Genomic DNA, 22,827 nt, shown 5'->3' with positions numbered 1-22,827 from the left:
CGCAAGCCTACAGCTAACCCTAAAATGGAGCGAGCGCGCCCGATGAAAAGATCGCTATGCAACCCACGCATGCCAGGTCTGGCGGTAAGTGTCGAGGCCCGGAACGGTGTTCGGCGCGATATGCCGCTCGCCACAGGCAGCCGGCTTGATGCCGGTCAGCAGTGCTGCGCCCTGGCTTGTGCCGGTCGATCCCGGGATGGCGATGACCTCGCGATTGGTGAGCGCCGCAAGCAGCATCAGGTAGGACGCGTTGAGTGCAAAAGGTCCTTCGACAATCACGGGGCCCCGCGCGCCGATCAGATCGAGGCAGGCCTGGTTCATCAATGCGAGATATAGGCAGAGCGCAGCGTAACGCTCTGCCCCTGCAGCATGCTCTGCGTTGACCCAGCGGCCGGTTTTGCCGGGGAAGGGGCCGGAGCCGGGCACAATATTCGGCAGCAGCATCATGCCCTTCGCGATAACCTGCCTGATTGCTGATGCGACTTCGTCCTTGTCGACATCTCCGATCTCGCCCGAGATCGTTTCAAATTCTCGCCCCCCCATGAAACGGGAAGATGGAACCGCGCGGCCGTAGGCATCGACATTGGCCAGTGTGTCACGCTTGGGATCGAGATGATTGAGATCGCCGCCGACGCCGAAATTGATTACCCATGTACCCGTTGAGACAACCGCGAATGGTGCGGCTCGCCCGACCAGATGCGGCAGGAGCGACGCGTTTGAATCGTGAATGCCGCAATAGACGGGGATCTCGCGGGTGAGGCCGATGGCTTCGGCAGTCTCCGGCAAGACCGACCCGAGCGGATCGAACGCGGAGCGGATCGGCGCCATCAGATCGCGGATACCAAGTGTGTCGACAAGCGAAGAATAGCGACTGTCACGCGGATTCCAAAGGTCCGTGTGGCAGCCGAGGGAGGTGACCTCGTTCGATACGACACCGGTCAGCCGAGCTGTCCAGTATTGTGGGTAGGTAACAATTGTAGCGACCTTCGCAAAGTCATCGGGGAAGGCAGTTTTCTGGTAATGCAACTGGGCGCCGACATTCAGGCCCATGGTCTGGTGTGGCGAAAAGGTTTCCGCAAAGGGGGGGCGCGACCGCGCATAGGCGTCCCGGAACGCGGCCGGATATTCGTGCTCATAATCGAGCACCGGCATCGCCAAATTGCCGTCCTTGTCGAGAAGTGCTGCCGAGGCTCCGTGGGTGGTGATCGAGATGGCGTCGAAGCCAGGCTCCTTGGCAAAGGCGCGAAGGGAATCCAACGTGAAGGACCAGAGCTTATCGGTGTCGTAATGCGGATAGAGGCCGTCCTTGAGGACCGTGTTCGGTGTTCTTGCCGCTGCGACCTCCGCGCCTGTCGCGCTGTCGAGCACGACCACCTTGGCATTGGTCTTGCCAATATCGAGAACGGCAATGCGTCTGTAGTTCGGCGTCATGGCATATGGAAGACGGTGACGAGGTCGCTCTGGACGGGAGAATTGTCCGGGTTTGTTGCCATGATGTCGGCCATGTGTGCCCACCATTTCTTCATGACAGGATGCTCGGGCAGGGCCGCCATCGTGTGATCGGAGCGTCGTGTCAGAACGCCAAACAGGGTGTTCGTTTCGCGGTCGAGATGGATCGAGTAGTCGCTGGCGCCGGATTGGTGCAAAAGGTCGATGAGTTCGGGCCAGATTTCGTCATGGCGCTTCTTGTACTCGGCTTCCATGCCGGGATTGAGCGTCATCTTAAAGGCGTGCTTTTCCAGGGTCATTTGGAACTCATGGCTTTGATGCGGCGGGCGACGATCGGGATCGCGATGGTGATGATCAAAAGCAGGCCGATGAAGATCGACATGACGATGCCGGGAACATTCAAGAGGCCGAGGCCGAAGGTGACAAGGCCCATGACGAAGGCGGCGATGACGACGCCACCGATCTTGCCAGAGCCGCCGAGGATCGAGACACCTCCAAGCACGACCATGGTGACGACTTCGAGTTCCCAGCCCTGGGCAATCGAGGGACGGGTTGAGCCAAGCCGCGAGGTCAGGCAAACTGAGGCGATACCACTCATGACGCCGGTTAAGACGAACAGAATGAATTTCACGCGCTCGACGGGGATCCCTGAGAAGCGGGCGGCGAAATCGTTGTTGCCGATCGTGTAGACCTGACGGCCGAAATTCGTGGCATGCAGCAGGATCGCAAAGGCGATCGCGAGCACAATGAAGAGCACGAATTCGAAAGAAAAGACCCAGAAGACGTAGCCTTGGCCGAAGAAGGCGAAATCCTCCGGATAACCGCCATAGGCCTGGTCGCCGAGGACGATATAGGAAATACCGCGGAACAGGCTCATCGTGCCAATCGTGACGACGATCGACGGAAGCTTCATGGCCGAGACGAGAAAGCCATTGAACATGCCGCACAGCAGGCCGACACCAGTGCCGATGAGGACCAAACCCGGCGCTCCAACGCCGACTTGCGCTGCCGCTCCCATGGCTGTCGAGGCGAGTGCAATAATCGCGGCAACCGATAGGTCGATCTCGCCGGCAATGACAAGCAGTGCCATGGCAAAGGCGATCATCGCCTTTTCCGTGAAGTTGAATGTCGCGTCCGAAAGGTTCCAGGCGTCCAGGAAGTAGGGGGACGCCAGCGAGTTGAAGATAAAGATCAGCACCGCAACGCCAAAGAGCAGGACCTCCCAGCTTGACATGATGCGTTTGAAGGGCGTGCCAAGACGATCGGGGATGACGCGTTTTTCGCTCGGGGTGGAAACGACGGTGCTCATGCTGCCACCTCTGCTGTGGTCTCTGCTGCGGCCTTGTCGCGCAGGATGATCCGGCCGCGATTGCGTTCGCGCCTTGCGTTAAAGACGACGGCGAGGATGATGACCGTGCCCGAGATTGCCATTTGCGTGAACGGCGAGATGCCGATGACGGGGAGCGCGTTCTTGATGACGCCGAGGAACAGGGCTCCAAGCACGGTGCCGACGACCGAGCCGACGCCGCCGGCAATCGAGATGCCGCCAATGACGCATGCCGCAACGCTGTCGAGTTCGAAGCCGTTGGCGATATCGACATAGGCGACCGCGTAACGTGATACCCAGAGATAACTTGCAAGCCCTGCAAGCGCGCCTGAGAGAACGAAGGCGAGGAATTTCGTCCAGCCGACATCGATGCCGGCGTAGACTGCAGCCGTCGGATTGCCGCCAGCCGCATAGGTCGAACGGCCAAACTGCGTGTATCTCAAGAGCATGTATATCAGAGCGACAATGACGATCGCAGCCCAACTTAAAACCGGCATCCCAAGGACGATGGTGCGCGGAACGTTGAGGAACGTCGGCGTCATCTGATGCGCATTGACCCATTCGCCACCCGACAGAACGAAGGCCATGCCGCGATAGATGGTGAGCGTACCGAGGGTGACGACAATCGGCGGGATTTCCAGCGCGTAGACGAGGAAGCCGTTGATCGCACCGAGAAAGGCGCCGATCAGGATCGCCGCAAGGATGAGCGCGATTAGCGGCAGGTCGGGATAGGAAGCGTTCATCATCGCAATTGCCATGCCGGTGAAGGCCAGATTTGCGGCTACCGACAAGTCGATCGACTTAGTGAGAATGACGGTCATCTGCGCCAACGCAAGGATGATCAGGATCGACGTGTCGTTGAAGATCGCAGCAAGGTTGCCTGGTGTTGCGAAATCCTGGGCTCTCGTCGAGAAGATCGCGACCATGACCGTGATAATGACGAAGAGCAGCGTTTCGCGCCTTTTCAGGAGTCTGGACATTGCGATTACCTCAAGCATTACCGGTTGCGGCGCGGACCAGCGCTTCCGGCGTCAGATCCTTGCGTTCGAAGAGGCCAGCCATCAGACCTTCCTTCATGACGAGGGCCCGGTCAGACATTCCAATGATTTCCGGCAGCTCGGACGAGATCATGATGATCGACAGGCCCTCGGCGGCAAGCTCGCTGATAAAGCCATGCACGGCCGCCTTCGAACCGATGTCGATGCCCTTGGTCGGTTCATCGAGGATAATCACCTTTGGCATGGTTGCCAGCCATTTGCCGATAACGACTTTCTGCTGGTTACCACCCGACAATGTCCCGACAGGAACCGAAAGTGCTGCCGCGCGCAGATCCAGGCGCTCGGCATATTTGCGGGCGAGCGCAAATTCGTTGGCCGCCTTCAGGAAGCCTTTGCGTGACGTACGCCCGAGCGACGGTAGCGTCATGTTTTGGTAGATCGGCATGGGAAGCGCCAGGCCGTGACGGCCACGCTCCTCCGGCACATAGACAATGCCTGCCCGGATCGCATCGAGCGGCGAGTGGATTGCAAGCTCCCGGCCTTCAAGCTTCAGCGTCCCGGATGCCGGTTTTGTGATGCCGAAGAGGGACTGGCAGAGCTCGGAGCGGCCGGCGCCGATCAGCCCGTAGACGCCAAGGATCTCACCTTTGCGCAGCGTGAACGAGATGTCGCGAAACTCTGTCTGGTGACAATATTTCTCGACTTGAAGCACCGGGCCGCCGATCGCTACGTCGATCTTCGGAAATGCATTTTCGACATCGCGGCCGACCATGAGCCGGACGATATCGTCTTGTGGCGTCTTTTTGAGTTGGCCGTGGCCAACAGCGCGACCGTCGCGGAAGACCACGAAGTTGTCGGCAATCTCGTAGAGCTCGTCGAACTTGTGGCTGATGAAGAGGATCGCTTTGCCCTGTGCCTTCAGGCCTTCGACAATACGGAAGAGGTCATCGATTTCCTTGCGCGAAAGCGCGGCGGTCGGCTCGTCCATAATGACGATGCGCGCTTCGATGGATAGTGCGCGAGCGATTGCGACAAGATGGCGCTGAGCAATCGAGAGATCCTTGAGGCGGATCATCGGATCTATATTGCTTTCAAGGGAATGCAGGAGTTCCTTCGAGCGACTGTTCATCAGTTTCCAGTCGATCGTACGGAATTTCGTTCGCGGCGCGTGGCCGAGGAAAATGTTTTCTGCAACCGTCAATTCGTCGAAGAGGACGGTTTCCTGGTGGATGGCGGTCACGCCGACGTCGATGGCGGCCTGCGCATTGGAGAAGGTCGTGGGCTTGCCGTCGACAATGATCTCGCCTTCATTAGGGCGGTAGATACCGGTGAGAATCTTGACAAGCGTCGATTTGCCGGCACCGTTCTCGCCAATCAGCGCGGTGACTTTGCCGGGATAGAGCGCGATGCTGACGTTATCGAGTGCCTTCACCCCGGGGAAAATCTGCGAAATGCCACGCATTTCCAGAATGGCAGGCGCATCGTCGGTCTTTAAGCCTGCGACGGATTGTTGAAGGGCAGTGTTCATCTGCAGCTACCGGTGTCGAATGGGGAGGTCCCGGCGAGGCTCGTCGCCGGGTTCTTTTTCTTGAGCGAAGTTCAGGCTCAGAAGACTTTCGAGAACTGGTCGATGTTCGACGCATTATAGACGAAGGGATCAGCCATGGCAGCTTCGCCGTTTGCGCCGATCTTGATCTTGCCCATTCGGCCGGCTTCGATTTCACTGCCCGGCTTGCCGGTCGCGTCACCCTTGACGAGGTGATAGGCGATCTGCGTTGCGGAATAGCCAAGGTCGATCGGGTTCCAGATGGCAAACTCCTTCGTCGCACCCGATTTGATTGCGCCGGCCATTTCCGACGGCAGGCCGAGGCCAGTTACGTAGACCTTGCCGATGAGGCCCTTGTCTTCGACGACCTTGGAAGCGGCCAGGACGCCGACCGTCGTCGGAGCGACGATGACCTTGACATTCGGGTTCGACTTCAGCAGACCTTCGGCCTCACGATAGGACTTGTCGGAGAGGTCGTCACCGTAAACGGTGGTGACGAGGTTGAGGCCCGGGAAGTCCTTGAGCTGCTTCTTCATCTGGTCGATCCAGATGTTCTGGTTGGTCGAGGTGGTCGTGGCCGACAGGATTGCGAAGTCGCCTTTGCCCCCTTCGAGGTGGTCCTTGGCGAGCGTCAGGCACATCTTGCCGATCAGCTCGTTGGACGAAGGGTTCAGCTGCAGGATGCGGCCTTCCTTGTTGACGCCGGAATCCCACGAGATCACCTTGATGCCGCGCTGCTTGGCCTTCTTCAGGGCCGGTACCACGGCGTCGGGATCATTGGCAGAGATGGCGATCGCATCAACGCCCTGGGCAATCAGCGAGTTGATGACTTCGATCTGGCCTTCCGCCGTCGTTGAGGTCGGGCCAGTATAGATCACTTCTACGCCGCCGAGTTCCTTTGCCGCTTCCTGCGCGCCCTTGTTGGCGGCTTCGAAGAAGCCGTTGCCGAGAGATTTCACGACCAGACCGATCTTGACGTCCTTGGCGCTTGCGGCGCCTGCCATCAAGGCGACGGCAAAGGCGACGCCCACTGCCAGTGTCTTTGCGAATTTCATACTTTTATCCTCCCACGTTGATAAGACTTGACTACATCCTGACGGCGCCACTCATGCGACCGACGAGGAATCCTCCTTCGCTTGCGAGGCCACGCTCGCAATGACCAGCTTGACGCCCGCATCCTCGATCATCCGCACAGCGTCCTCGGGAACACCGTCATCGGTGATGATCGTTGAAACGCGGTCGAGCGGACACAAAATGAGGCTCGACCGGCGGTGAAACTTGCTGGAATCGACCATCACGACGAGCTCGTCGGCCTGGTGCATCAGCTTCTGCTCGCTCTGAATGATCTGTGCGTCCGCTTCCATGACGCCTAGCGGACCAATCCCCTGGGCACCGATAAAGAAGCGGCGGGCGTAGAAATTGCGGATCGCATCATTGTCGAATGGCGACAGGATGAGGCTCTGCTCACGGTAGATGACACCACCAGGTACCGTCACCGTGTTCTTCGAATGCTTGACCAGGTGCTCGGCGATCGCAAACGAGTTGGTCATCACCTGCATGCGATGGGCGGCCATGAAGTACACCATCTGGAACGTCGTCGTCCCGCCATTGATGATGATGGCATCGCCCGGATCGCAGAGATCGACGGCTGCCCGCGCGATTGAGCGTTTTTTATCGATGTTGACCGATTCCGAAACACGGAAGGGGCGTCCGGCGAGGCTGCCAAGCTGTGGCGGGTGCACGGCCTCCGCGCCACCGCGGACGCGCCGGATCTTCCCCTGCACGTGAAGTGCCGCGATGTCACGCCGGATCGTCGCCTCGGAAGCCTCGGTCAATTCAGAAATATCCTGAATCGTGACGACCGACTTTTCCTGAACGGCGCTCAATATGATGCGATGGCGTTCGCGTTCGTGCATGGGTTCCTCCTAGCTTGCTTATTTCGCAGTTGTGAGAATGTGTCAATCAAAAACGATCATAAAACTTCATATTGCGCTGCAGCATAATCGAATTTGAGCGTTTTCGATTGACAATGTCTATTTTGATGAGCGATACGTCACCGCAATGGAGCGTTGAGGTTATTCGCGCCTTCAAGAAATTTTACATGGGAGGATGACATGGCGGCAACCGTCCGGCTTCTTGATAACCGTTGGGACGATTCATACGCTGCAGGTCTGGATGAGCCTGGTAAGCTGCTATATCGCTCGAACCTGCTCGGCGCCGACAAGCGCATCACCAACTACGGTGGCGGAAATACGTCCGCCAAGGTGATGGAAACGGATCCGTTGACCGGCGGAAAGGTCAAGGTTCTCTGGGTCAAGGGTTCGGGCGGCGACGTCGGCACCATCAAGCTCGATGGCTTCGCCACCCTCTATCAGGACAAGCTTGAATCGCTGAAGGGCCTCTACAAGGGCATCGAGGACGAAGACCGCATGGTCGGCTTCCTGCCGCATTGCACCTACAACCTCAATAGCCGCGCTGCCTCGATTGACACGCCGCTGCACGGTTTCGTGCCCTTCACTCATGTCGACCACATGCATCCGGATGCAATCATCGCGATCGCAGCCTCCAAGAACTCCAAGGAATTGACGAAAGAGATCTTCGGCGACGAGATCGGCTGGCTGCCGTGGCGTCGTCCGGGCTTCCAGCTCGGCCTCGACCTTGAATCCTTCGTCAAGGCGAACCCGAACTCGAAGGGCGTTGTGCTCGAAAGCCACGGTCTGTTCACATGGGCAAACGATGCAAAGGGCTGTTACGAGCTGACGCTCGAGATCATCAACAAGGCGATCGTCTGGTTTGCCGAAAAGACCGAAGGCAAGACGATTTTTGGGGGGGCTGCCACCCAGAGCCTGCCGGTTGAACAGCGTCGCGCCATTGCAGCCCGCCTGATGCCTGAAATCCGCGGCCGCATTGGCAAGGCGGAGCGCAAGCTCGGTCACTTCGACGATCAGGACGCCGTGCTTGAATTCGTCAACTCCAAGAACCTGCAGTCGCTCGGGGCGCTCGGAACCAGCTGCCCGGATCACTTCCTGCGCACGAAGATCCGCCCGCTGATCGTCAATTTAGACCCGGCAAAGCCTGACGTGGATGGGATCGTTGCCGGCCTTGACCACGCGCTTGAAGACTACCGCGCCGACTACGCGCGCTACTACAACGACTGCAAGCATGACAATTCGCCCGCGATGCGCGACGCGAACCCGGTGATCTTCCTCGTTCCTGGTGTCGGCATGCTGTCGTTTGCCCGTGATAAGGCGACTGCCCGAATTGCCAGCGAGTTCTACGTCAACGCCATCAACGTCATGCGCGGTGCTTCGACCGTTTCGGAGTATCAGGGCCTGCCCGAGCAGGAAGCATTCGACATCGAGTATTGGCTTCTCGAAGAAGCCAAGCTCCAGCGCATGCCGAAGCCGAAGAGCCTTGCCGGAAAGGTTGCCTTTGTCACTGGCGGGGCCGGCGGCATTGGTCGTGCAACGGCTGCGCGCCTGATCGGTGAGGGTGCTTGCGTGGTTCTGGCTGACATCGATCAGGAGGCACTCGACAGCACAAAAGCCGATTTCGCCAAGCAGTTCGGCGCAGATGCGGTTCGCAGCGTCGAACTCGATGTGACCAAGGAAGACGCGGTGATCTCATCCTTCGCGGAAGCCTGCGTCGAATTCGGCGGCGTCGACATTCTGGTGTCGAATGCTGGTATCGCTTCGTCTGCGCCGATCGAAAGCACTGAGCTATCGATGTGGAGCAAGAATATTGACATCCTGGCGACCGGCTACTTCCTGGTGTCGCGTGAAGCTTTCCGTCTTTTCCGCAAGCAGAATCTCGGCGGCAACGTGGTATTCGTTGCTTCCAAAAACGGTCTGGCATCCTCGCCGAACGCTGCTGCCTATTGCACGGCCAAGGCGGCCGAGATCCATCTTGCCCGTTGCCTGGCGCTTGAGGGGGCAGAAGCAGGCATTCGCGTCAACACCGTCAATCCTGATGCGGTCCTGCGCGGATCAAAAATCTGGAGTGGCGAATGGCGCGAACAACGTGCAGCATCGTCGAAGATCGAGATCGACGAGCTCGAGGAGCACTACCGCAAGCGCTCCATGCTGAAACTCAATGTCTTCCCTGAGGACATCGCTGAAGCAATTTACTTCCTGGCGTCCGATCTCTCCGCGAAGTCGACCGGCAACATCATCAACGTCGACGCCGGCAACGCGCAGAGCTTCCCGCGCTAAGTCCAACTGCAGCGGCGGGGCTCAGCCCGCCGCTTCGTATCCAGATGTTTCGGGAGGAAATCATGGCCGAGTCCAAGATCGCGCAGGATCTGATTGCGCTGGAAAACGACAAGCGCGTGTCCGCGCTGAAATCCGATTACGAAGCACTTGGCGCCAATCTTTCGCGCCGTGGCATCGACATTGAAAATATCACGCGCCGCGTATCCGAGTTCTTTGTCGCTGTTCCCTCCTGGGGCGTAGGCACAGGCGGTACACGCTTTGCCCGCTTTCCCGGCACTGGTGAACCTCGCGGCATCTTTGATAAGCTCGACGATTGCTCCGTCATCAACGAGCTGACGCGCGCGACCCCTCGTGTCTCGCTCCACATTCCGTGGGACAAGACCGATGCCAAGGAACTGAAGGCAAAGGGCGATGCGCTTGGCCTTGGTTTCGACGCGATGAATTCGAACACCTTCTCCGACATCCCCGGCCAGAAGCATTCCTATAAGTACGGTTCGCTCAGCCACACGGATGCCGCAACGCGCGCGCAAGCCGTCGAGCACAATCTCGAATGCATCGAGATTGGTAAGGCGATCGGTTCCAAAGCGCTGACCGTCTGGATCGGGGACGGCTCCAATTTTCCCGGCCAAAGCAACTTCACCAAGGCCTTTGAACGCTATCTTGCTTCGATGGCCGACATCTATAAGGCCCTGCCGGACGACTGGAAGCTGTTTTCCGAGCACAAGATGTACGAGCCGGCCTTCTACTCGACGGTCGTGCAGGACTGGGGCACCAACTACCTGATCGCCCAGACGCTCGGCCCCAAGGCACAATGCCTCGTCGACCTCGGCCATCACGCGCCAAACACCAACATCGAGATGATCGTTGCCCGCCTGATCCAGTTCGGCAAGCTCGGCGGCTTCCATTTCAACGACTCCAAGTATGGCGACGACGACCTCGACGCCGGTGCGATCGAACCGTACCGCCTGTTCCTCGTCTTCAACGAACTGGTCGATGCCGAGCAGCGTGGTGTCAACAATTTCAATCCGGCGCACATGATCGACCAGTCGCACAACGTGACCGACCCGATCGAAAGCCTGATCAATAGCGCCAACGAAATCCGCCGCGCTTTTGCGCAAGCCCTCATCGTCGACCGCAAGGCGCTGGCTGCCTATCAGGACGACAACGACGCCCTGATGGCGACCGAAACGCTGAAGCGCGCTTACCGCGCCGATGTCGAGCCTATACTCGCCGAAGCGCGCCGCCGTGCCGGCGGTGCGATCGATCCGGTCGCAACCTACCGCGCGAGCGGCTACCGCAGGAAGGTCGCTGCCGAGCGTCCGGCCTCGGTTGCCGGCGGTGGCGGCATCATCTGATCCTCCCGAGAGTTTATTGTCGGGCGGCCATCGATAAGGCGGCCGCCCGATTGCGTTTTAGGGCTTCCATTCGCCGGCGATCTGTCGGGTGGCGATGTTCAGGCGGTTCCAGACGTTAATGTTGGCGATGGCGATGACGAGGGCTGCCAGGCTCTTGCCATCGAAATGCCGCGTGGCTTCATCCCAGATGTTGTCGGGCACCGGATCGGCGCGATCACTGAGGCGGGTCACCGCCTCAGTCAGCGCCAGGGCTGCGCGTTCGGCCGGCGTGAAATACGGGGCGTCGCGCCAGGCGCTGACGGCAAACAGGCGCTCGTCCGTCTCGCCTGCCTTCTTGGCAATGCGCGGATGGCCGTCGATGCAGACGCTGCATCCATTGATCTGGCTGGCACGCAAATTGACGAGTTCCAAGAGGATTGGCGACAGGCCTGACTTGGTCGGCAATGTGCCGAGGGCGTGCAGCGCTTGCATCGCTTCTGGAATGACGACGGCTGGGTTTCCCATTCTCGCTTGCATCATGTGTCTCCTTGATATGTTGTCGAAATGACGCCGCGGCCGTGTCATGTCACACCGGCCAAGTTTCGTTCGTCATGGAGTTGACGCAACAGGCTGGAGGAATGTGACAATGATTGAGAAAAATTGGCTGGCGGGAGAATTCGAAGCGAACAGGGAGCATCTCAGCGCCGTCGCCTATCGGATGCTTGGCTCCCGCGCAGAAGCCGACGATGCCGTTCAGGAGGCCTGGCTGCGGCTTGGCCGCTCTGATGCCGGCACGATCGACAATATCGGCGGCTGGTTAACGACCGTTGTGGCACGCATCTGCCTGGACATGCTGCGATCAAGAAAGACGAGGCGGGAAGAGCCGTTTGATTTGCCCATTCACGAACATATCGCCGACGCGTCCAGGACGGTCGATCCCGAGGGGCAAGTTGCCTTTGCCGACTCCGTCGGCGTGGCGCTGCTTGTTATCCTCGAGAGATTGGCACCTGCCGAACGCATCGCATTCGTGCTGCACGATATGTTCGATTTGCCCTTCGACGACATTGCGCCGATCATTCACCGCTCATCGGCGGCAACGCGCCAGCTCGCAAGTCGCGCCCGCCGTCGGGTCCAGGGGAAGACGGATGTTCCAGAGGCGGACGCCACGCGCAAGAAGCAGGTCATCAACGCGTTCCTTGCCGCTTCGCGCCTCGGTGACATAAAGGCACTGCTTTCGATCCTCGATCCGCAGGTGGTCTTCACGCCTGACGCTGCGGCTATGCAGTATAATCCTTCTGTTCGTGAGCTTCGCGGCGCAGATGCCGTCGCAGAGACGTTCAAGGGTCGGGCTCAGGCAGCGCAGCCAGCAGTGATCGACGGAAAGTTCGGGTTCGTGGTTGCCGTGAACGGACAACTGCGCGTCGTGCTCTTCCTGACTTTTAACGGAGAGAAGATCGCTGGGATCGATGCCGTGGCGGATGCTGAGTTTCTCGGCAGCTTGAAATACGAGTTGTTCTGAGGTCGTCCAAACTGAAAGAGCCGCCGCTTGGAACAGCGACGACTCTCACGGGGGCAGGGAAGAGCCCGAAGCTTCAGCAATAGCTGCACATGGCAGCCGGATTGCTGGAGATCATGTTCATGAATTTGCCCACCGGAGAGGCGCGCTGTTCACCCTTCTTGGCAGCCGTCTCAAGGAGACGCTTGAAATCGTCAAGTTTGACGCCATCGGCGCGGAGTACCATGGCGATCAGGGGGTCGCGAAGGGCTTCGGTGATAGTCAGGTCTTCTCTGGTCTTGCTCATGGTTTTGCCTCCTTTCGTGGGCGGTAGCCCGTGTTCCACTCCGGCTGCATCATTCAACCACGTTGACTTCCGCAAAGAGTGGTGTTACCGGTAAGTAACAATGCATTTGTTACCGATCGGTCACATGGATGTCAAGGACCTTGTCCGCAAAAAAATCAGAATCATTGAACCTGCTGTCTCCCGCAAATTCCGACGAGAAAATCCCACCACGGGAGCGCATCGTTTCGACCGCCGCCGAGCTATTCCGTGAACACGGCATCCGCGGTATTGGCGTTGATGCGATCGCAGATGCAGCGCTCACCAACAAGATGACGCTCTATCGCCATTTCGGGTCCAAGGACGAGCTCGTCTGCGAGACGCTGCGCCGTGCGTCGGAAAAGGCCGAGGCGATCTGGCGCGATCTCGAGACGGCCCATCCCCGCGATCCGAAGGGGCAACTCAGGGCATGGGTCGAAACGCGAACGCAGAGCCTTTGCGGTGATCACGTCGGCTGTGATCTCGCCAATGCAGCGATCGAACTGAAAGGTGAGGGGCATCCGGCCTATGGCGTGATCGAACGCCACAAGGCAGAGCAGCGCGATAGGCTTGAAGCGCTCTGTCTGGCAGCCGGTGCGCGCGAACCGAAGCTTTTGGCCGATACTCTGACGCTCCTTCTTGAGGGTGCTCGCGTCACGCGCCAGGCCATGGGCAACGATACTTGCTGCAATCATTTCTCCAAGGCTTGCAACGCTGCCATCACCGCGTTTGCGTGATGGCATCCGCCCTTGGGCCGGAACTATAGCCTCTACTCTCGTTTCAAAAGATATGGGACGTAAGGGCATGGATCACAGTTACCTTCATCGTCTGTATGGAAAACGCGCCGAACTCGAGGCCAAGCTCGCGCTCTCTGAGGCGCGTGATTGCTTCGGTGATGAAGAGATCGGCGACGGCACCGATCACCAATGGAAAGAGCGGATCAACGAGATCTCAAACGAGATAGAAGCGCTTGAGCACTCGAACGGCGCTAATTGGTGGCGTTGAGGAGCTGGATGGTGCGATCGTCGAACTCTCCCAGATAGAGCCGGTCAATCACCTTATGAAAAGGCGACCCGTGGTCGCTGATCGCCGCAAAGAGCGTCATGGACGACCGCAGCTTGAGGTCATCAGGAGATCCAAAGATGTCGTGAGCGGACTTGCCTTCGATCGAAAGGACGGCCTCGACACAGCGCAAAAGCCTGCTGCCGAGAACGGGGTCTGCAAGATAGGCTGCGGCCTCCTCGGCTGAGCGAAGAGCGTATTTCTCTGCCATGTACGACGAGCCGAGGCCGGCCATCTGAGGAAAGATGAACCACATCCAGTGGGATCGCTTGTGTCCGGCCCTTAACTCCGAAAGCGCTTTCTCGTAGGCGCCATTCTGCGCATCCACGAAGCGCTCCAGATTGTAGTCGATCTCATCGGGCATCGACAATCCTCCCCTTGCGCATAACTATATCGCGGGGGAGGGTTGTCCATGCCCGACGCGCGACAGATCCTCAGCAGGTTCTGTCCGGATATGGGCTGTGCTCACGGCAATAATCGACTGCGGGTAACGATTCTGAGATCGATCCCACCGCAGCCGTATCAAGGCTTGACGCCATGGGTGCCGTATAATGAACCGTCAGCCCTGCGACGCCCAGAAGCGCAAAGGCCGCAAGAACGATGAAGCGTTCTGATATGGAAGGTTTGTGTGCATTTACATGCTCGGCGTATTCACGTTCGCCCATGCCGTTCAACTCGTCATCCGTTGCATGGCGGTGCACCACGTCGCTGCGCGCCGTGTTCCAACTCTCGCCGTTTGTCATTTTTGTTAACTCCTACACTGATGCATGCACCGGCGTGCGATCGTCCTCTCGCCGGGCAGCAGGCAAAAGCCATGTGTGTTTTTTTCGCCTCCGATTGAAGACCGAATACACAAACGCAGTGTTCATAAAATCGAACCAATCGGTTTGATTTGACTTTAAGGGCTTGGCTCGCCGATCAAATTCGGCTTAGTTCGGCAAGTCAGTCAGACTGTGGATACCCCATGAGCAAATCATTTGGCGCAATGTCAGTCGCGCAGCTTTCCAGTCTCATTCAAACGGCAGCTGTCGACCCGATCGAGGTGACGGAAGCAGTGATCGATGGCATCGAATCCTATGCGGATCGATCGGTTTTCACGGCAATCCTGAAAGATCGTGCGACGGAAGAGGCAAAAGCCTCATCCAAGCGCATGAAGGAAGGCCGCTCGCGCGGCATGCTGGATGGCATACCAATCGCCTGGAAGGATCTTTTTGATATCAAGGGGCGGACAACGACGGCCGGATCGACCGTACTGGCAAGCGGTCCCGTTGCGCAGGCGGATGCGACCGTCGTGGCAACGCTGGAGCAGGCCGGCATGGTCTCGATCGGCTGCACCAACATGAGCGAATTTGCTTTTTCGGGGCTTGGCATCAATCCGCACTACGGGACGCCGCACAATCCGCGCAGCAGCGATGTTCCGCGCATTCCGGGCGGTTCGTCGTCCGGCGCTGGCGTTGTGGTGGCAGCTGGCCTCGTACCGGTGGCGATGGGCACGGATACGGGAGGCTCTGTTCGCATCCCTGCCGCCCTCAATGGTATTGTCGGATATAAGGCGACCTGGGGTCGTTACCCAATGACGGGTGTCTATCCGCTTGCAAAAAGTCTGGATTCGCTCGGTCCGCTCACAAGGACCGTTCAGGATGCGGTCTGGATCGATGCTGGAATGCGAGGTGCCGCGGTGCCCTCAATTGTGGCCCGCCCGCTCAAGGGGCTCGATATCGTGATCCCTGACAACGTCGTGCTCGATGGCGCTGAAGCCGGCGTTGTTGCAGCGTTCGAGACGGCGGTCGACTGGCTTGCGGCGGAGGGCGCATCGATCAGCCGCTTTAGGATCCCGGCCTTCGATGAAATTCTGGCGCTCATGGCAACATATGGTGCCTTGGTGACCGCAGAAGCGTTCGCGCTTCACCGCGAACGGTTGTCCGGACCGCAGGCCGCCGACATGGATCACCGCGTGGTGATGCGCATCAAGCTTGGCGAAAAGACATCGTTGTCTAACTATCTTGCGATCCTCGATGCCCGCGAAAAGTTGATAGCCGATGTCGAGCGTCTCGTGGGTGACAGCTTCGTTGCCTTCCCGACCGTTGCCCACGTCGCCCCGCCAATCGCGCCACTGGAAGCCAACGACGATCTGTTTTTCGCAACCAACGGCAAGACGCTGCGCAATACGATGCTTGGCAATTTCCTCGATTGGTGCGGCGTATCGATCCCCTGTGGGACGGGGGATGCCGACATGCCGGTCGGCTTTCTGCTTTCTGCCATGCGCAAACGCGATGAGGCGCTCCTTAGCGCAGCGCTTTCGGCGGAGGCGGTTATCCGCGGAGAATGAGACGGGTGGCATTGCTCCCGGGAGGAGAAGATGACTGAAGACAATTTGCAGAATGGACGGTTTGCAGTTTCGACATGGTCGCTGCATCGGCTGCTAGGGCCGGTCTATCCCTACAGCCCCGATCCGAAAAAGAGTATTGCGCGCAAGGAACCGTACGGGCCGGGACAATCCTTGCTGACCGAGATCCCCAGGCAACTTGCCGTTCGCGGCATTGGGCGACTGGAGATATGCTCGTTCCATCTGCCAAGCCTTGAACCCTCCTATCTTGCGGAAATGCGCGCTGCGCTTGAGGGCGAAGGTATCCTGCTTCAGACGCTGCTCGTCGAAGACGGAGATCCAAGCCATCAGGAGACCGCGCAGCGCGATATTCATTGGATCGCCGGCTGGATTGAGATTGCGCAAGCCCTTGGCGCCAAGAACATGCGGGTGATCGCTGGAAAGCAGGCGCCAACAGGCGAAAACCTTGAGCGGGCAGCGGGCCATCTCGGCTGGCTTGCCAAGCAGGCAAACAACAGCGGCGTTCGTATCGTCACCGAGAACTGGTTCGATCTTCTGGCCTCTCCGAAGGAGACGAACGGGTTGCTTGATGCCCTGCAGGGCCAAGTCGGTCTGAACGGCGATCTCGGCAACTGGGCCGCGCCGGAAAAATACGCAGGGCTTTGCGATATCATGCGTCGAGCGGAACTTTGCCACGCCAAGGCCAATTTCGATGAATTGGGGCTCGACGTCGCGGATTATCGCAAATGCCTGGAAGCATGCCGGACTGCAGGTTACGGCGGACCGTATACGTTGATTTACGATTCACCATTCTTTGCTGACGAGTGGGACGGCATCCTGCTTGAAAAGACATTCATCGAGGAATTTTATCGGGACGAGCAACACGCGGTCGGCTGAGCCGCGAAAGGAGCATGGCATGAGCGGCGCAACGGCGATCGACGGCTTCGCAACGCGGATCAGGCGCGGTGAGGGCGGATTGATATCCGCGTGGATCGGTATTCCCGATCCGCTGTTCGTCAATCACCTGGCGCAAGAAGACTTTGATGCCATCGTGCTGGATATGCAGCATGGCGTTTGGGACATCGGGACGGCTGCCGTCGGCATTGGCCAGGGGCGACTTGCCGGCAAGCCGGTACTCGCCCGAATTCCGGTCGGCGATTTCCCATCGGCCTCGCGCCTTCTTGATGTGGGAGCTTCCGGCATCATTGCCCCGATGATCAACTCGGCATCGGACGCCGAGGCCCTCGCGAAGGCCACGAAATACCCACCGCTTGGCGAGCGTAGCTGGGGGCCGACACTGGCTTTGAACCATACGGGGCTGACGGCAAACGAGTATCTCATGAGCGCGAACGAGCAGACCGTCGCGATTGCCATGATCGAGACGCGCGCAGCACTTGATGCCGCAGATGAAATCATGCGGGTTGAGGGCATTGACGGTATCTTTATCGGCCCATCCGATTTGTCGATCGCGTTGTCGGATGGAGCGAAGGTCGCCCCTGATACGGCGGAGGTGGACGGTGTTCTCAAGCATCTGATCGCCCGTTGCCGGGCGCATGGCAAATTCGCCTGCGTCTTCGGCAGCAATGGCGAGCGGGCCGGCCAACTGTTGAGAATGGGTTTTGATTTCGTCATCGCCGGGGCCGACACACAGCAGCTGCGCTCGGGTGCAGCCAGTGCGATCGCGGCCGCACGACGAGTTCAGTCAAGCTGATTTATTTGACGGCAAGCCAGATGACATGCCGAGCGCCGCCGCCCTTGCCATTGGCGCGCGTATTGACGGCCTCGGTGGCAAAGCCGCAGTCACGAAGCCGCCGCGTGAAGCCGGCGTCCGGTCCCGACGACCAGACAGCGAGAACGCCTCCGGGTCGCAGGGCGTCGCGGGCGGCGCGCAGGCCCGCAAAGTCGTAAAGCCGATCGTTGGAGCGGCGCGTGAGGCCGTCGGGACCGTTGTCCACGTCAAGCAGGATCGCGTCAAACTGAGCCTTGCTTCGCCTTACCAGTTCGCCAACGTCGCCCTCATGGATGGCAACGCGGGGATCGTCGAGGCAGCCTTGAAATACCTCCGACATAGGGCCTCGTGCCCATTGCACGACGGCTGGTACCAGTTCGGCAACGATGATTGCAGCATCACTTGGAAAAACCGACAGGGCAGCACGAAGTGTGAAACCCATGCCGAGACCACCGATCAGCACTTCTGGGCGCGTCCGCTCCTTGATTTTTTCTTGCGAAAGCGTTGCGAGTGCCTCCTCGGAGCCGCTGAGGCGGCTGTTCATGAGCTCGTTCGAGCCGAGCATGATCGAGAATTCATTGCCTCTCTGTTTAAGACGCAATGTTCCGTCCTCTCCAGGAATGACGGCGGAATCCAGTTGAAGCCAGGGGAGCATGGCGGTCGTGCCTCGTGTTGCGCGCCTCTCCTAGCACACGGAAAGGATCCCGCGAACCGCCAATTCGATCCGCGGGGTCGCGTCACACAGGGACTTGCTCAGCGGTTGCGGCATGCCTCATAGGTCAGTGTATTCGACCCGCCACGTGCTCGTCCGCGTTGGTCCTCGGGGCAGCCCGTCCATTGGATCGAGCGGGAGTTCGTGCTGGCGGTGGTACCAAAGTCGATAGGGATCGAGAATCCCCCGCCGCCGGTTCCTTCCTTGTCGGGCGCGGTGCCAAGTGGCGGCGAGCCGTCAAAGCGGCCACTACTGTCCATGCCCATACTAGCTTGCGCAAAGGCTGAACCGACGAAACTAAGGAGGAGCACTGAAGTCACTGCGATAAGCCTGCGCATGATCGAGATCCCTTCAAGTTGAAGCACTTATCAATGTAGCGCACCGTTGGATTCAGTCCAGCGTTTCGTGCTCTACCCGGCATCGAGAATTACGCAATCTCGATCCATCCTTAATGTTGGCCACGTGCGACGGCGCAGGCCACGCTTGAATTCTGTTCGGATGCGCCAGATTTGCTAACAGGCAGGCCTAAAGGAGGCCAATGTGGAGGAGAATCCCAAGGCGGTTCTGGTGCGGATATCCGGTCGGGTTCAGGGCGTCAGCTTTCGCGTCTGGACGCGGGCAAGGGCTGAGGAGTTCGGACTAGCGGGTTGGGTTCGCAATGAAGACGATGGCTCCGTGCGAGCTCTCATCGTTGGCCCGCAGGGTGCTGTTTCGGCGATGCTGAAGGAATTCTGGAAAGGACCACCCGGCGCGTCGGTCAGTGCTGTCGAGACGGAACCGGCCTTTTATGAGACGACACCCTCCGGATTTCGGATCAGCCATTAGATGGAGCCGACAAAAAGCACGTCGAAATTCCTGGCGGATTTAGGCTGATGTCGTGCCGATTGGGCAAACTTCTCAGCAAGACATCGCGCTACCCAGCAATACGAAACCGCCCGTTGTCTGTGAGGGCTGGCGTGAAGCGAAGCCGTTCGACCGAGCAATGCCGCTGCTTTCTGGGATGATATCACTGAGGTGCCTTACTCTCTGCTTCTCTCGACAGCTGGGCGATACCCGCAACTGTTTTGGCGAAGCGAAAAATATTCTCTAAAAAGACTATTTCTTCCGATTGCCTCAAGTACAACGGATGAACTGTATCACTTAAGTACGGTAAATGTTGGCTTTATGTCGATCGAAGTAGGTACGGTATATTCACTATATTTTCTGTTAATCTTCCCTTGTAGGACGTGCGCAAGCCAAGAGTGATCTTGTTTGGACATTGTGCTCCGCGGCTTCAAACAGTTTCGCAAAAGGGTTATCTCATGGGTGGTGATAATCGCTGGTGGAATCTCCGTTCAATTTTCGCCGATACGTCGGTTGCCAGGTGGCTCGCCGTTGACGTCAGGGCAAGATCGCGTAGCGCCACGCAAGCGAGCGTTGGACAGTCAAAGTTCGCTCCTGCTTGCGGGCAGGTCGATGTCGATTACGCGTCGCTGTCGCTGGCGGACGCAACTGCAGCGGCGCGCGGCGCGCAGAGCGCCAGTTCATTCAGGGCGGTCGCGCTGCTGACGTCTGCGGGCGGGAGCATCAGCCATCCCTTTGATCTGTTTGCCTTGCAAAAGGATGTCGCCACGCCGCCGGAAGCAGGAAAGGCCGCAGGGGTCTTTGAACCAGAGACAGCAAAAGTCGCGGTGATCAAGACGGCAGTTCCTTCGGCCACCACTGACAATGTGGGATCTTCCGCGCCTCTGGGATTACTGCCGGTTGCCGCACGCGATACCAGCCCCAACAGCGTCATTGAGGCTGACGGTCAATTGCCGGGTGCAAGGCTAAACGTCCAAGCAGATTTTGTCCCGAGCGCTCACGGCATCTTTGCTCCCTCGACCAACGATCCGTTGCCGGCGCAAGACGCGGCCACGTTGACAGTTTGGAAAGAACCGCTGCCTGGAAGCGGTGGAGGCGGTGGCGGCACGATGACGGCGTCGGTCAGCACCATGTCCGGCCCGGTGATGGGGGCGGCTACTACCCTCAATACCTCTCAAACCCTTGCCGCGGCCGCGGCAGTGACCAATCCGATCATTCTTGAAAACCAGAAACAAGGCAATCCGCAAAGTGAGTGGGGCATTACCGGCGCCGGCAGCTCGAATATCGAGGGCTTCGCCACCGATATCAGCATCAATCGCGGCCAGACCGTCAGTTTCAAAATCAATACGAACTCCAGCAACTATCGCATCGACATCTACAGGCTTGGCTATTACGGCGGCATGGGAGCGCGCAAGGTTGCCACCATTCAGCATACGGGCGTCCAAAACCAGCCCACGGCGTTGCGCGACAATGCCACCGGTCTGGTCGATGCCGGCAACTGGGCTGTTTCAGCGTCCTGGGCAATTCCGGCCGACGCAGCCTCGGGGATCTACATCGCCAAGCTCGTGCGCCAGGACGGAACTTTTGGCGAGAACCAGATTCCGTTCATCGTGCGTGACGACAGCAGTCACAGCGACGTCCTCTTCCAAACTTCGGATGAAACCTGGCAGGCCTACAACCCCTGGGGCGGAGCCAATCTGTACCAGGGCAACGGGCCAGGAGGCGACTCCTCTCCAGGGCGCGCATACGCAGTTAGCTACAATCGCCCTATCACCACGAGAGGCGGCGGCCTGGCGGCAGGACCGCAGGATTATATCTTCGGAGTCGAGTTTTCGGCCATCCAGTGGCTGGAGAAGAACGGCTACGACGTTTCCTATATGGCCGGAATGGACTCCGATCGTCTCGGCAGCCTGATCCAGAACCACAAGATGTTCCTGAGTGTCGGCCACGACGAGTATTGGTCGGGGCAACAGCGCACCAACGTCGAAGCAGCGCGGGATGCCGGTGTGAACCTCTGCTTTTGGAGCGGTAACGAGGTCTACTGGGAGACGCGCTTTGCTCCGAGCATCAGTTCTGGCGCCCAAGCCTATCGCACTCTGGTGTGCTACAAGGAGACCAGGGCGGGCCCCATCGATCCGAATAACCAATGGACTGGGACCTACCGGGACCCACGGTTTGTCTCGCCAACTGCGGTTGGGGGAGGGCGGCCGGAGAATGCGCTGAGTGGCACCATGTTCCAGGTGGACTCGTACCGAAGCGATGCGATCACCATCCCTTACGACGACGCCAATCTGCGCTTCTGGCGCGATACCAGCGTGGCTAACCTGCAACCGGGCCAGACGGCCACGCTCCAGCAGAACTACCTTGGATATGAATGGGACCAATCACCCGACAATGGCTTTCGTCCCGCCGGACTGATCGAACTGTCATCGACAACCATACCCGTGACCCAATATCTGCTGGACTATGGCACCGTTACCGGGACGGCGACCGCAACGCACAATCTGACGCTTTATCGAGCTCCGAGCGGCGCCCTGGTGTTCGGCGCCGGCACTGTTTACTGGGCCTGGGGGCTCGATCAGAACCATGATCTCGAGGCCACCCCGGTCGACCCGCGCGTCAAGCAGGCTATGGTCAACCTTTTGGCCGACATGGGGATCCAGCCCGGCACATTGGAGGCCGGCCTGGTATCTGAAACCCAGTCGACGGATACGACAAAACCGGTGTCATTGATCACCGGACCGAATAACGGGACTGCCCTGAAGGTCGGCAACGCCGTCACCATCAGCGGAACCGCTTCTGACGTCGGCGGCGTCATCGCCGCGGTCGAGGTCTCGACGGATGGCGGCACGACCTGGCACCGTGCGGTTGGAGACGAGTCCTGGACCTACAGCTGGGTCGCGTCGACAGCTGGCACCTTCACCATCAAGACTCGGGCGGTGGACGACAGCCTCAATCTGGAGACCCCCGGTGCCGGCCGCACCGTGACGGTAACCGGCAACAACTTCTTTCCCGCTTCGGCGGTTCCGCCCATCGTGCCAGATCCCGATGGCAACGCCGTCGAGGTGGGGATGAAGTTCCAGTCCTCAGTGGCAGGCACGGTTACGGGCGTGCGCTACTACAAGAGCGACTTGAACATCGGGCCACATACGGCATCGCTATGGTCAAGCACAGGGACCAGGCTGGCAACAGTCACCTTCACCAATGAGTCAGATGTGGGTTGGCAGGCGGCGAGCTTTTCCAACCCGGTCGCGATCACTGCCGGTACGACCTATGTGGTCTCGTATCACACAAACTACGGACACTACACGACAACGGGAAACTACTTCGCGTCGTCCGTGACAAACGGATTCCTCACGGCTCCCGCGAATGCCGGTGTCTACACCTACAATTCGTCAAGCGTCTTTCCGAGCAGCACCTTCAACGCCGAGAACTACTGGGTCGATGTATTATTCAACCAGGCTTCGAACAAT

The 22,827-nt window shown here is 58.9% G+C and carries 23 protein-coding genes; 10 read left to right on the top strand and 13 right to left on the bottom strand.

Annotation, left to right across the window (positions count from 1 at the left end; translation table 11 throughout):
• Nucleotides 1-54: 54 nt before the first annotated feature.
• The 7 genes from BN77_RS21565 to BN77_RS21535 form a co-directional block, all read right to left on the bottom strand.
• On the bottom strand, nucleotides 55-1,431 hold the full coding sequence (locus tag BN77_RS21565; RefSeq protein WP_007535962.1) for an FGGY-family carbohydrate kinase: 1,377 nt from the start codon (nucleotides 1,429-1,431) through the stop codon (nucleotides 55-57).
• A complete protein-coding gene (gene rhaM / locus BN77_RS21560) occupies nucleotides 1,428-1,748 on the bottom strand; it encodes an L-rhamnose mutarotase (protein WP_007535959.1) in 321 nt (106 codons plus the stop codon). The genes BN77_RS21565 and rhaM overlap by 4 nt, the downstream gene beginning before the upstream one ends.
• Complete coding sequence (locus tag BN77_RS21555) at nucleotides 1,745-2,758, bottom strand: ABC transporter permease (protein ID WP_007535957.1); 1,014 nt, start codon at nucleotides 2,756-2,758, stop codon at nucleotides 1,745-1,747. The genes rhaM and BN77_RS21555 overlap by 4 nt, the downstream gene beginning before the upstream one ends.
• Nucleotides 2,755-3,756, bottom strand: coding sequence for an ABC transporter permease (locus BN77_RS21550; protein WP_040678606.1), 1,002 nt, complete (start codon nucleotides 3,754-3,756; stop codon nucleotides 2,755-2,757). The genes BN77_RS21555 and BN77_RS21550 overlap by 4 nt, the downstream gene beginning before the upstream one ends.
• A 10-nt stretch (nucleotides 3,757-3,766) precedes the next feature.
• Complete coding sequence (locus BN77_RS21545; protein ID WP_007535955.1) at nucleotides 3,767-5,302, bottom strand: sugar ABC transporter ATP-binding protein; 1,536 nt, start codon at nucleotides 5,300-5,302, stop codon at nucleotides 3,767-3,769.
• 77 nt (nucleotides 5,303-5,379) lie between these two features.
• On the bottom strand, nucleotides 5,380-6,375 hold the full coding sequence (rhaS, locus tag BN77_RS21540) for a rhamnose ABC transporter substrate-binding protein (protein ID WP_007535954.1): 996 nt from the start codon (nucleotides 6,373-6,375) through the stop codon (nucleotides 5,380-5,382).
• A gap of 51 nt (nucleotides 6,376-6,426) precedes the next feature.
• Nucleotides 6,427-7,236, bottom strand: coding sequence for a DeoR/GlpR family DNA-binding transcription regulator (locus BN77_RS21535; RefSeq protein ID WP_007535953.1), 810 nt, complete (start codon nucleotides 7,234-7,236; stop codon nucleotides 6,427-6,429).
• A 198-nt stretch (nucleotides 7,237-7,434) separates the two neighbouring features.
• Between BN77_RS21535 and BN77_RS21530 the strand changes: the two genes are divergently transcribed.
• Together BN77_RS21530 and rhaI are read left to right on the top strand one after the other, a co-directional pair.
• Complete coding sequence (locus BN77_RS21530; RefSeq protein WP_007535951.1) at nucleotides 7,435-9,531, top strand: bifunctional rhamnulose-1-phosphate aldolase/short-chain dehydrogenase; 2,097 nt, start codon at nucleotides 7,435-7,437, stop codon at nucleotides 9,529-9,531.
• A gap of 62 nt (nucleotides 9,532-9,593) precedes the next feature.
• Entirely contained in the window at nucleotides 9,594-10,886 is a 1,293-nt protein-coding gene (gene rhaI, locus BN77_RS21525) for an L-rhamnose catabolism isomerase (RefSeq protein WP_007535950.1), read from the top strand.
• 57 nt (nucleotides 10,887-10,943) lie between these two features.
• On the opposite strand, the gene BN77_RS21520 is transcribed toward rhaI, so the two are convergent.
• Nucleotides 10,944-11,402: a carboxymuconolactone decarboxylase family protein gene (locus tag BN77_RS21520; protein ID WP_007535949.1), complete on the bottom strand. Its 459-nt coding sequence runs from the start codon at nucleotides 11,400-11,402 to the stop codon at nucleotides 10,944-10,946.
• Nucleotides 11,403-11,511: 109 nt separating this feature from the next.
• Here BN77_RS21520 and BN77_RS21515 point away from each other — a divergent pair, with 109 nt between their 5' ends.
• On the top strand, nucleotides 11,512-12,384 hold the full coding sequence (locus tag BN77_RS21515) for a sigma-70 family RNA polymerase sigma factor (RefSeq protein ID WP_007535948.1): 873 nt from the start codon (nucleotides 11,512-11,514) through the stop codon (nucleotides 12,382-12,384).
• A 73-nt stretch (nucleotides 12,385-12,457) separates the two neighbouring features.
• On the opposite strand, the gene BN77_RS21510 is transcribed toward BN77_RS21515, so the two are convergent.
• Complete coding sequence (locus BN77_RS21510) at nucleotides 12,458-12,667, bottom strand: hypothetical protein (RefSeq protein ID WP_007535944.1); 210 nt, start codon at nucleotides 12,665-12,667, stop codon at nucleotides 12,458-12,460.
• Nucleotides 12,668-12,795: 128 nt separating this feature from the next.
• On the opposite strand from BN77_RS21510, the gene BN77_RS21505 reads away from it, so the two are divergent.
• Together BN77_RS21505 and BN77_RS32395 are read left to right on the top strand one after the other, a co-directional pair.
• A complete protein-coding gene (locus BN77_RS21505) occupies nucleotides 12,796-13,419 on the top strand; it encodes a TetR/AcrR family transcriptional regulator (RefSeq protein WP_040678282.1) in 624 nt (207 codons plus the stop codon).
• A gap of 67 nt (nucleotides 13,420-13,486) precedes the next feature.
• Nucleotides 13,487-13,687 carry a hypothetical protein gene (locus BN77_RS32395; protein WP_081593610.1) on the top strand — a complete coding sequence of 67 codons (201 nt, stop codon included), beginning with the start codon at nucleotides 13,487-13,489 and terminating at the stop codon, nucleotides 13,685-13,687.
• Here BN77_RS32395 and BN77_RS21500 read toward each other — a convergent pair.
• A complete protein-coding gene (locus BN77_RS21500; RefSeq protein WP_007535937.1) occupies nucleotides 13,671-14,108 on the bottom strand; it encodes a DUF1810 domain-containing protein in 438 nt (145 codons plus the stop codon). The two genes, BN77_RS32395 and BN77_RS21500, sit on opposite strands and share 17 nt — an antisense overlap.
• A gap of 70 nt (nucleotides 14,109-14,178) precedes the next feature.
• Entirely contained in the window at nucleotides 14,179-14,487 is a 309-nt protein-coding gene (locus tag BN77_RS21495; protein ID WP_007535936.1) for a hypothetical protein, read from the bottom strand.
• A 221-nt stretch (nucleotides 14,488-14,708) separates the two neighbouring features.
• On the opposite strand from BN77_RS21495, the gene BN77_RS21490 reads away from it, so the two are divergent.
• Genes BN77_RS21490 through BN77_RS21480 form a run of 3 tightly spaced genes read left to right on the top strand, consistent with a single transcriptional unit; the run spans nucleotide 14,709 to nucleotide 17,781 of the window.
• Complete coding sequence (locus tag BN77_RS21490) at nucleotides 14,709-16,073, top strand: amidase (protein ID WP_007535934.1); 1,365 nt, start codon at nucleotides 14,709-14,711, stop codon at nucleotides 16,071-16,073.
• A gap of 30 nt (nucleotides 16,074-16,103) precedes the next feature.
• Nucleotides 16,104-16,967: a sugar phosphate isomerase/epimerase family protein gene (locus BN77_RS21485; RefSeq protein WP_007535932.1), complete on the top strand. Its 864-nt coding sequence runs from the start codon at nucleotides 16,104-16,106 to the stop codon at nucleotides 16,965-16,967.
• A gap of 19 nt (nucleotides 16,968-16,986) precedes the next feature.
• Nucleotides 16,987-17,781, top strand: a complete 795-nt coding sequence (locus BN77_RS21480; protein WP_007535930.1) for an HpcH/HpaI aldolase family protein — start codon at nucleotides 16,987-16,989, stop codon at nucleotides 17,779-17,781.
• A 1-nt stretch (nucleotide 17,782) separates the two neighbouring features.
• Here the strand turns inward: BN77_RS21480 and BN77_RS21475 are convergent, their stop codons facing one another.
• Both BN77_RS21475 and BN77_RS21470 read right to left on the bottom strand, forming a co-directional pair.
• On the bottom strand, nucleotides 17,783-18,454 hold the full coding sequence (locus tag BN77_RS21475; RefSeq protein ID WP_007535928.1) for a spermidine synthase: 672 nt from the start codon (nucleotides 18,452-18,454) through the stop codon (nucleotides 17,783-17,785).
• Nucleotides 18,455-18,552: 98 nt separating this feature from the next.
• Nucleotides 18,553-18,849 carry a hypothetical protein gene (locus BN77_RS21470; protein WP_007535926.1) on the bottom strand — a complete coding sequence of 99 codons (297 nt, stop codon included), beginning with the start codon at nucleotides 18,847-18,849 and terminating at the stop codon, nucleotides 18,553-18,555.
• Between the two features lie 202 nt (nucleotides 18,850-19,051).
• On the opposite strand from BN77_RS21470, the gene BN77_RS21465 reads away from it, so the two are divergent.
• Both BN77_RS21465 and BN77_RS21460 read left to right on the top strand, forming a co-directional pair.
• Complete coding sequence (locus BN77_RS21465) at nucleotides 19,052-19,336, top strand: acylphosphatase (protein ID WP_007535924.1); 285 nt, start codon at nucleotides 19,052-19,054, stop codon at nucleotides 19,334-19,336.
• 767 nt (nucleotides 19,337-20,103) lie between these two features.
• On the top strand, nucleotides 20,104-22,827 hold a 2,724-nt coding region (locus BN77_RS21460; protein ID WP_482822329.1), incomplete at its 3' end, for a N,N-dimethylformamidase beta subunit family domain-containing protein.

Origin of the sequence: Rhizobium mesoamericanum STM3625 (genome assembly GCF_000312665.1) — a bacterium.
Lineage (GTDB): Bacteria > Pseudomonadota > Alphaproteobacteria > Rhizobiales > Rhizobiaceae > Rhizobium > Rhizobium mesoamericanum.
The sequence above is the reverse complement of the archived record's forward strand: the minus strand, read 5'-3'. Positions and strand labels throughout refer to the sequence as shown.

Excerpts from the sequence above, each read along its gene's own strand:
- BN77_RS21565 (WP_007535962.1), bottom strand. The coding sequence starts at position 1,431 with ATGACGCCGAACTACAGACGCATTGCCGTTCTCGATATTGGCAAGACC.
- rhaM (WP_007535959.1), bottom strand. The coding sequence starts at position 1,748 with ATGACCCTGGAAAAGCACGCCTTTAAGATGACGCTCAATCCCGGCATG.
- BN77_RS21555 (WP_007535957.1), bottom strand. The coding sequence starts at position 2,758 with ATGAGCACCGTCGTTTCCACCCCGAGCGAAAAACGCGTCATCCCCGAT.
- BN77_RS21550 (WP_040678606.1), bottom strand. The coding sequence starts at position 3,756 with ATGTCCAGACTCCTGAAAAGGCGCGAAACGCTGCTCTTCGTCATTATC.
- BN77_RS21545 (WP_007535955.1), bottom strand. The coding sequence starts at position 5,302 with ATGAACACTGCCCTTCAACAATCCGTCGCAGGCTTAAAGACCGACGAT.
- rhaS (WP_007535954.1), bottom strand. The coding sequence starts at position 6,375 with ATGAAATTCGCAAAGACACTGGCAGTGGGCGTCGCCTTTGCCGTCGCC.
- BN77_RS21535 (WP_007535953.1), bottom strand. The coding sequence starts at position 7,236 with ATGCACGAACGCGAACGCCATCGCATCATATTGAGCGCCGTTCAGGAA.
- BN77_RS21530 (WP_007535951.1), top strand. The coding sequence starts at position 7,435 with ATGGCGGCAACCGTCCGGCTTCTTGATAACCGTTGGGACGATTCATAC.
- rhaI (WP_007535950.1), top strand. The coding sequence starts at position 9,594 with ATGGCCGAGTCCAAGATCGCGCAGGATCTGATTGCGCTGGAAAACGAC.
- BN77_RS21520 (WP_007535949.1), bottom strand. The coding sequence starts at position 11,402 with ATGCAAGCGAGAATGGGAAACCCAGCCGTCGTCATTCCAGAAGCGATG.
- BN77_RS21515 (WP_007535948.1), top strand. The coding sequence starts at position 11,512 with ATGATTGAGAAAAATTGGCTGGCGGGAGAATTCGAAGCGAACAGGGAG.
- BN77_RS21510 (WP_007535944.1), bottom strand. The coding sequence starts at position 12,667 with ATGAGCAAGACCAGAGAAGACCTGACTATCACCGAAGCCCTTCGCGAC.
- BN77_RS21505 (WP_040678282.1), top strand. The coding sequence starts at position 12,796 with ATGTCAAGGACCTTGTCCGCAAAAAAATCAGAATCATTGAACCTGCTG.
- BN77_RS32395 (WP_081593610.1), top strand. The coding sequence starts at position 13,487 with ATGGATCACAGTTACCTTCATCGTCTGTATGGAAAACGCGCCGAACTC.
- BN77_RS21500 (WP_007535937.1), bottom strand. The coding sequence starts at position 14,108 with ATGCCCGATGAGATCGACTACAATCTGGAGCGCTTCGTGGATGCGCAG.
- BN77_RS21495 (WP_007535936.1), bottom strand. The coding sequence starts at position 14,487 with ATGACAAACGGCGAGAGTTGGAACACGGCGCGCAGCGACGTGGTGCAC.
- BN77_RS21490 (WP_007535934.1), top strand. The coding sequence starts at position 14,709 with ATGAGCAAATCATTTGGCGCAATGTCAGTCGCGCAGCTTTCCAGTCTC.
- BN77_RS21485 (WP_007535932.1), top strand. The coding sequence starts at position 16,104 with ATGACTGAAGACAATTTGCAGAATGGACGGTTTGCAGTTTCGACATGG.
- BN77_RS21480 (WP_007535930.1), top strand. The coding sequence starts at position 16,987 with ATGAGCGGCGCAACGGCGATCGACGGCTTCGCAACGCGGATCAGGCGC.
- BN77_RS21475 (WP_007535928.1), bottom strand. The coding sequence starts at position 18,454 with ATGCTCCCCTGGCTTCAACTGGATTCCGCCGTCATTCCTGGAGAGGAC.
- BN77_RS21470 (WP_007535926.1), bottom strand. The coding sequence starts at position 18,849 with ATGCGCAGGCTTATCGCAGTGACTTCAGTGCTCCTCCTTAGTTTCGTC.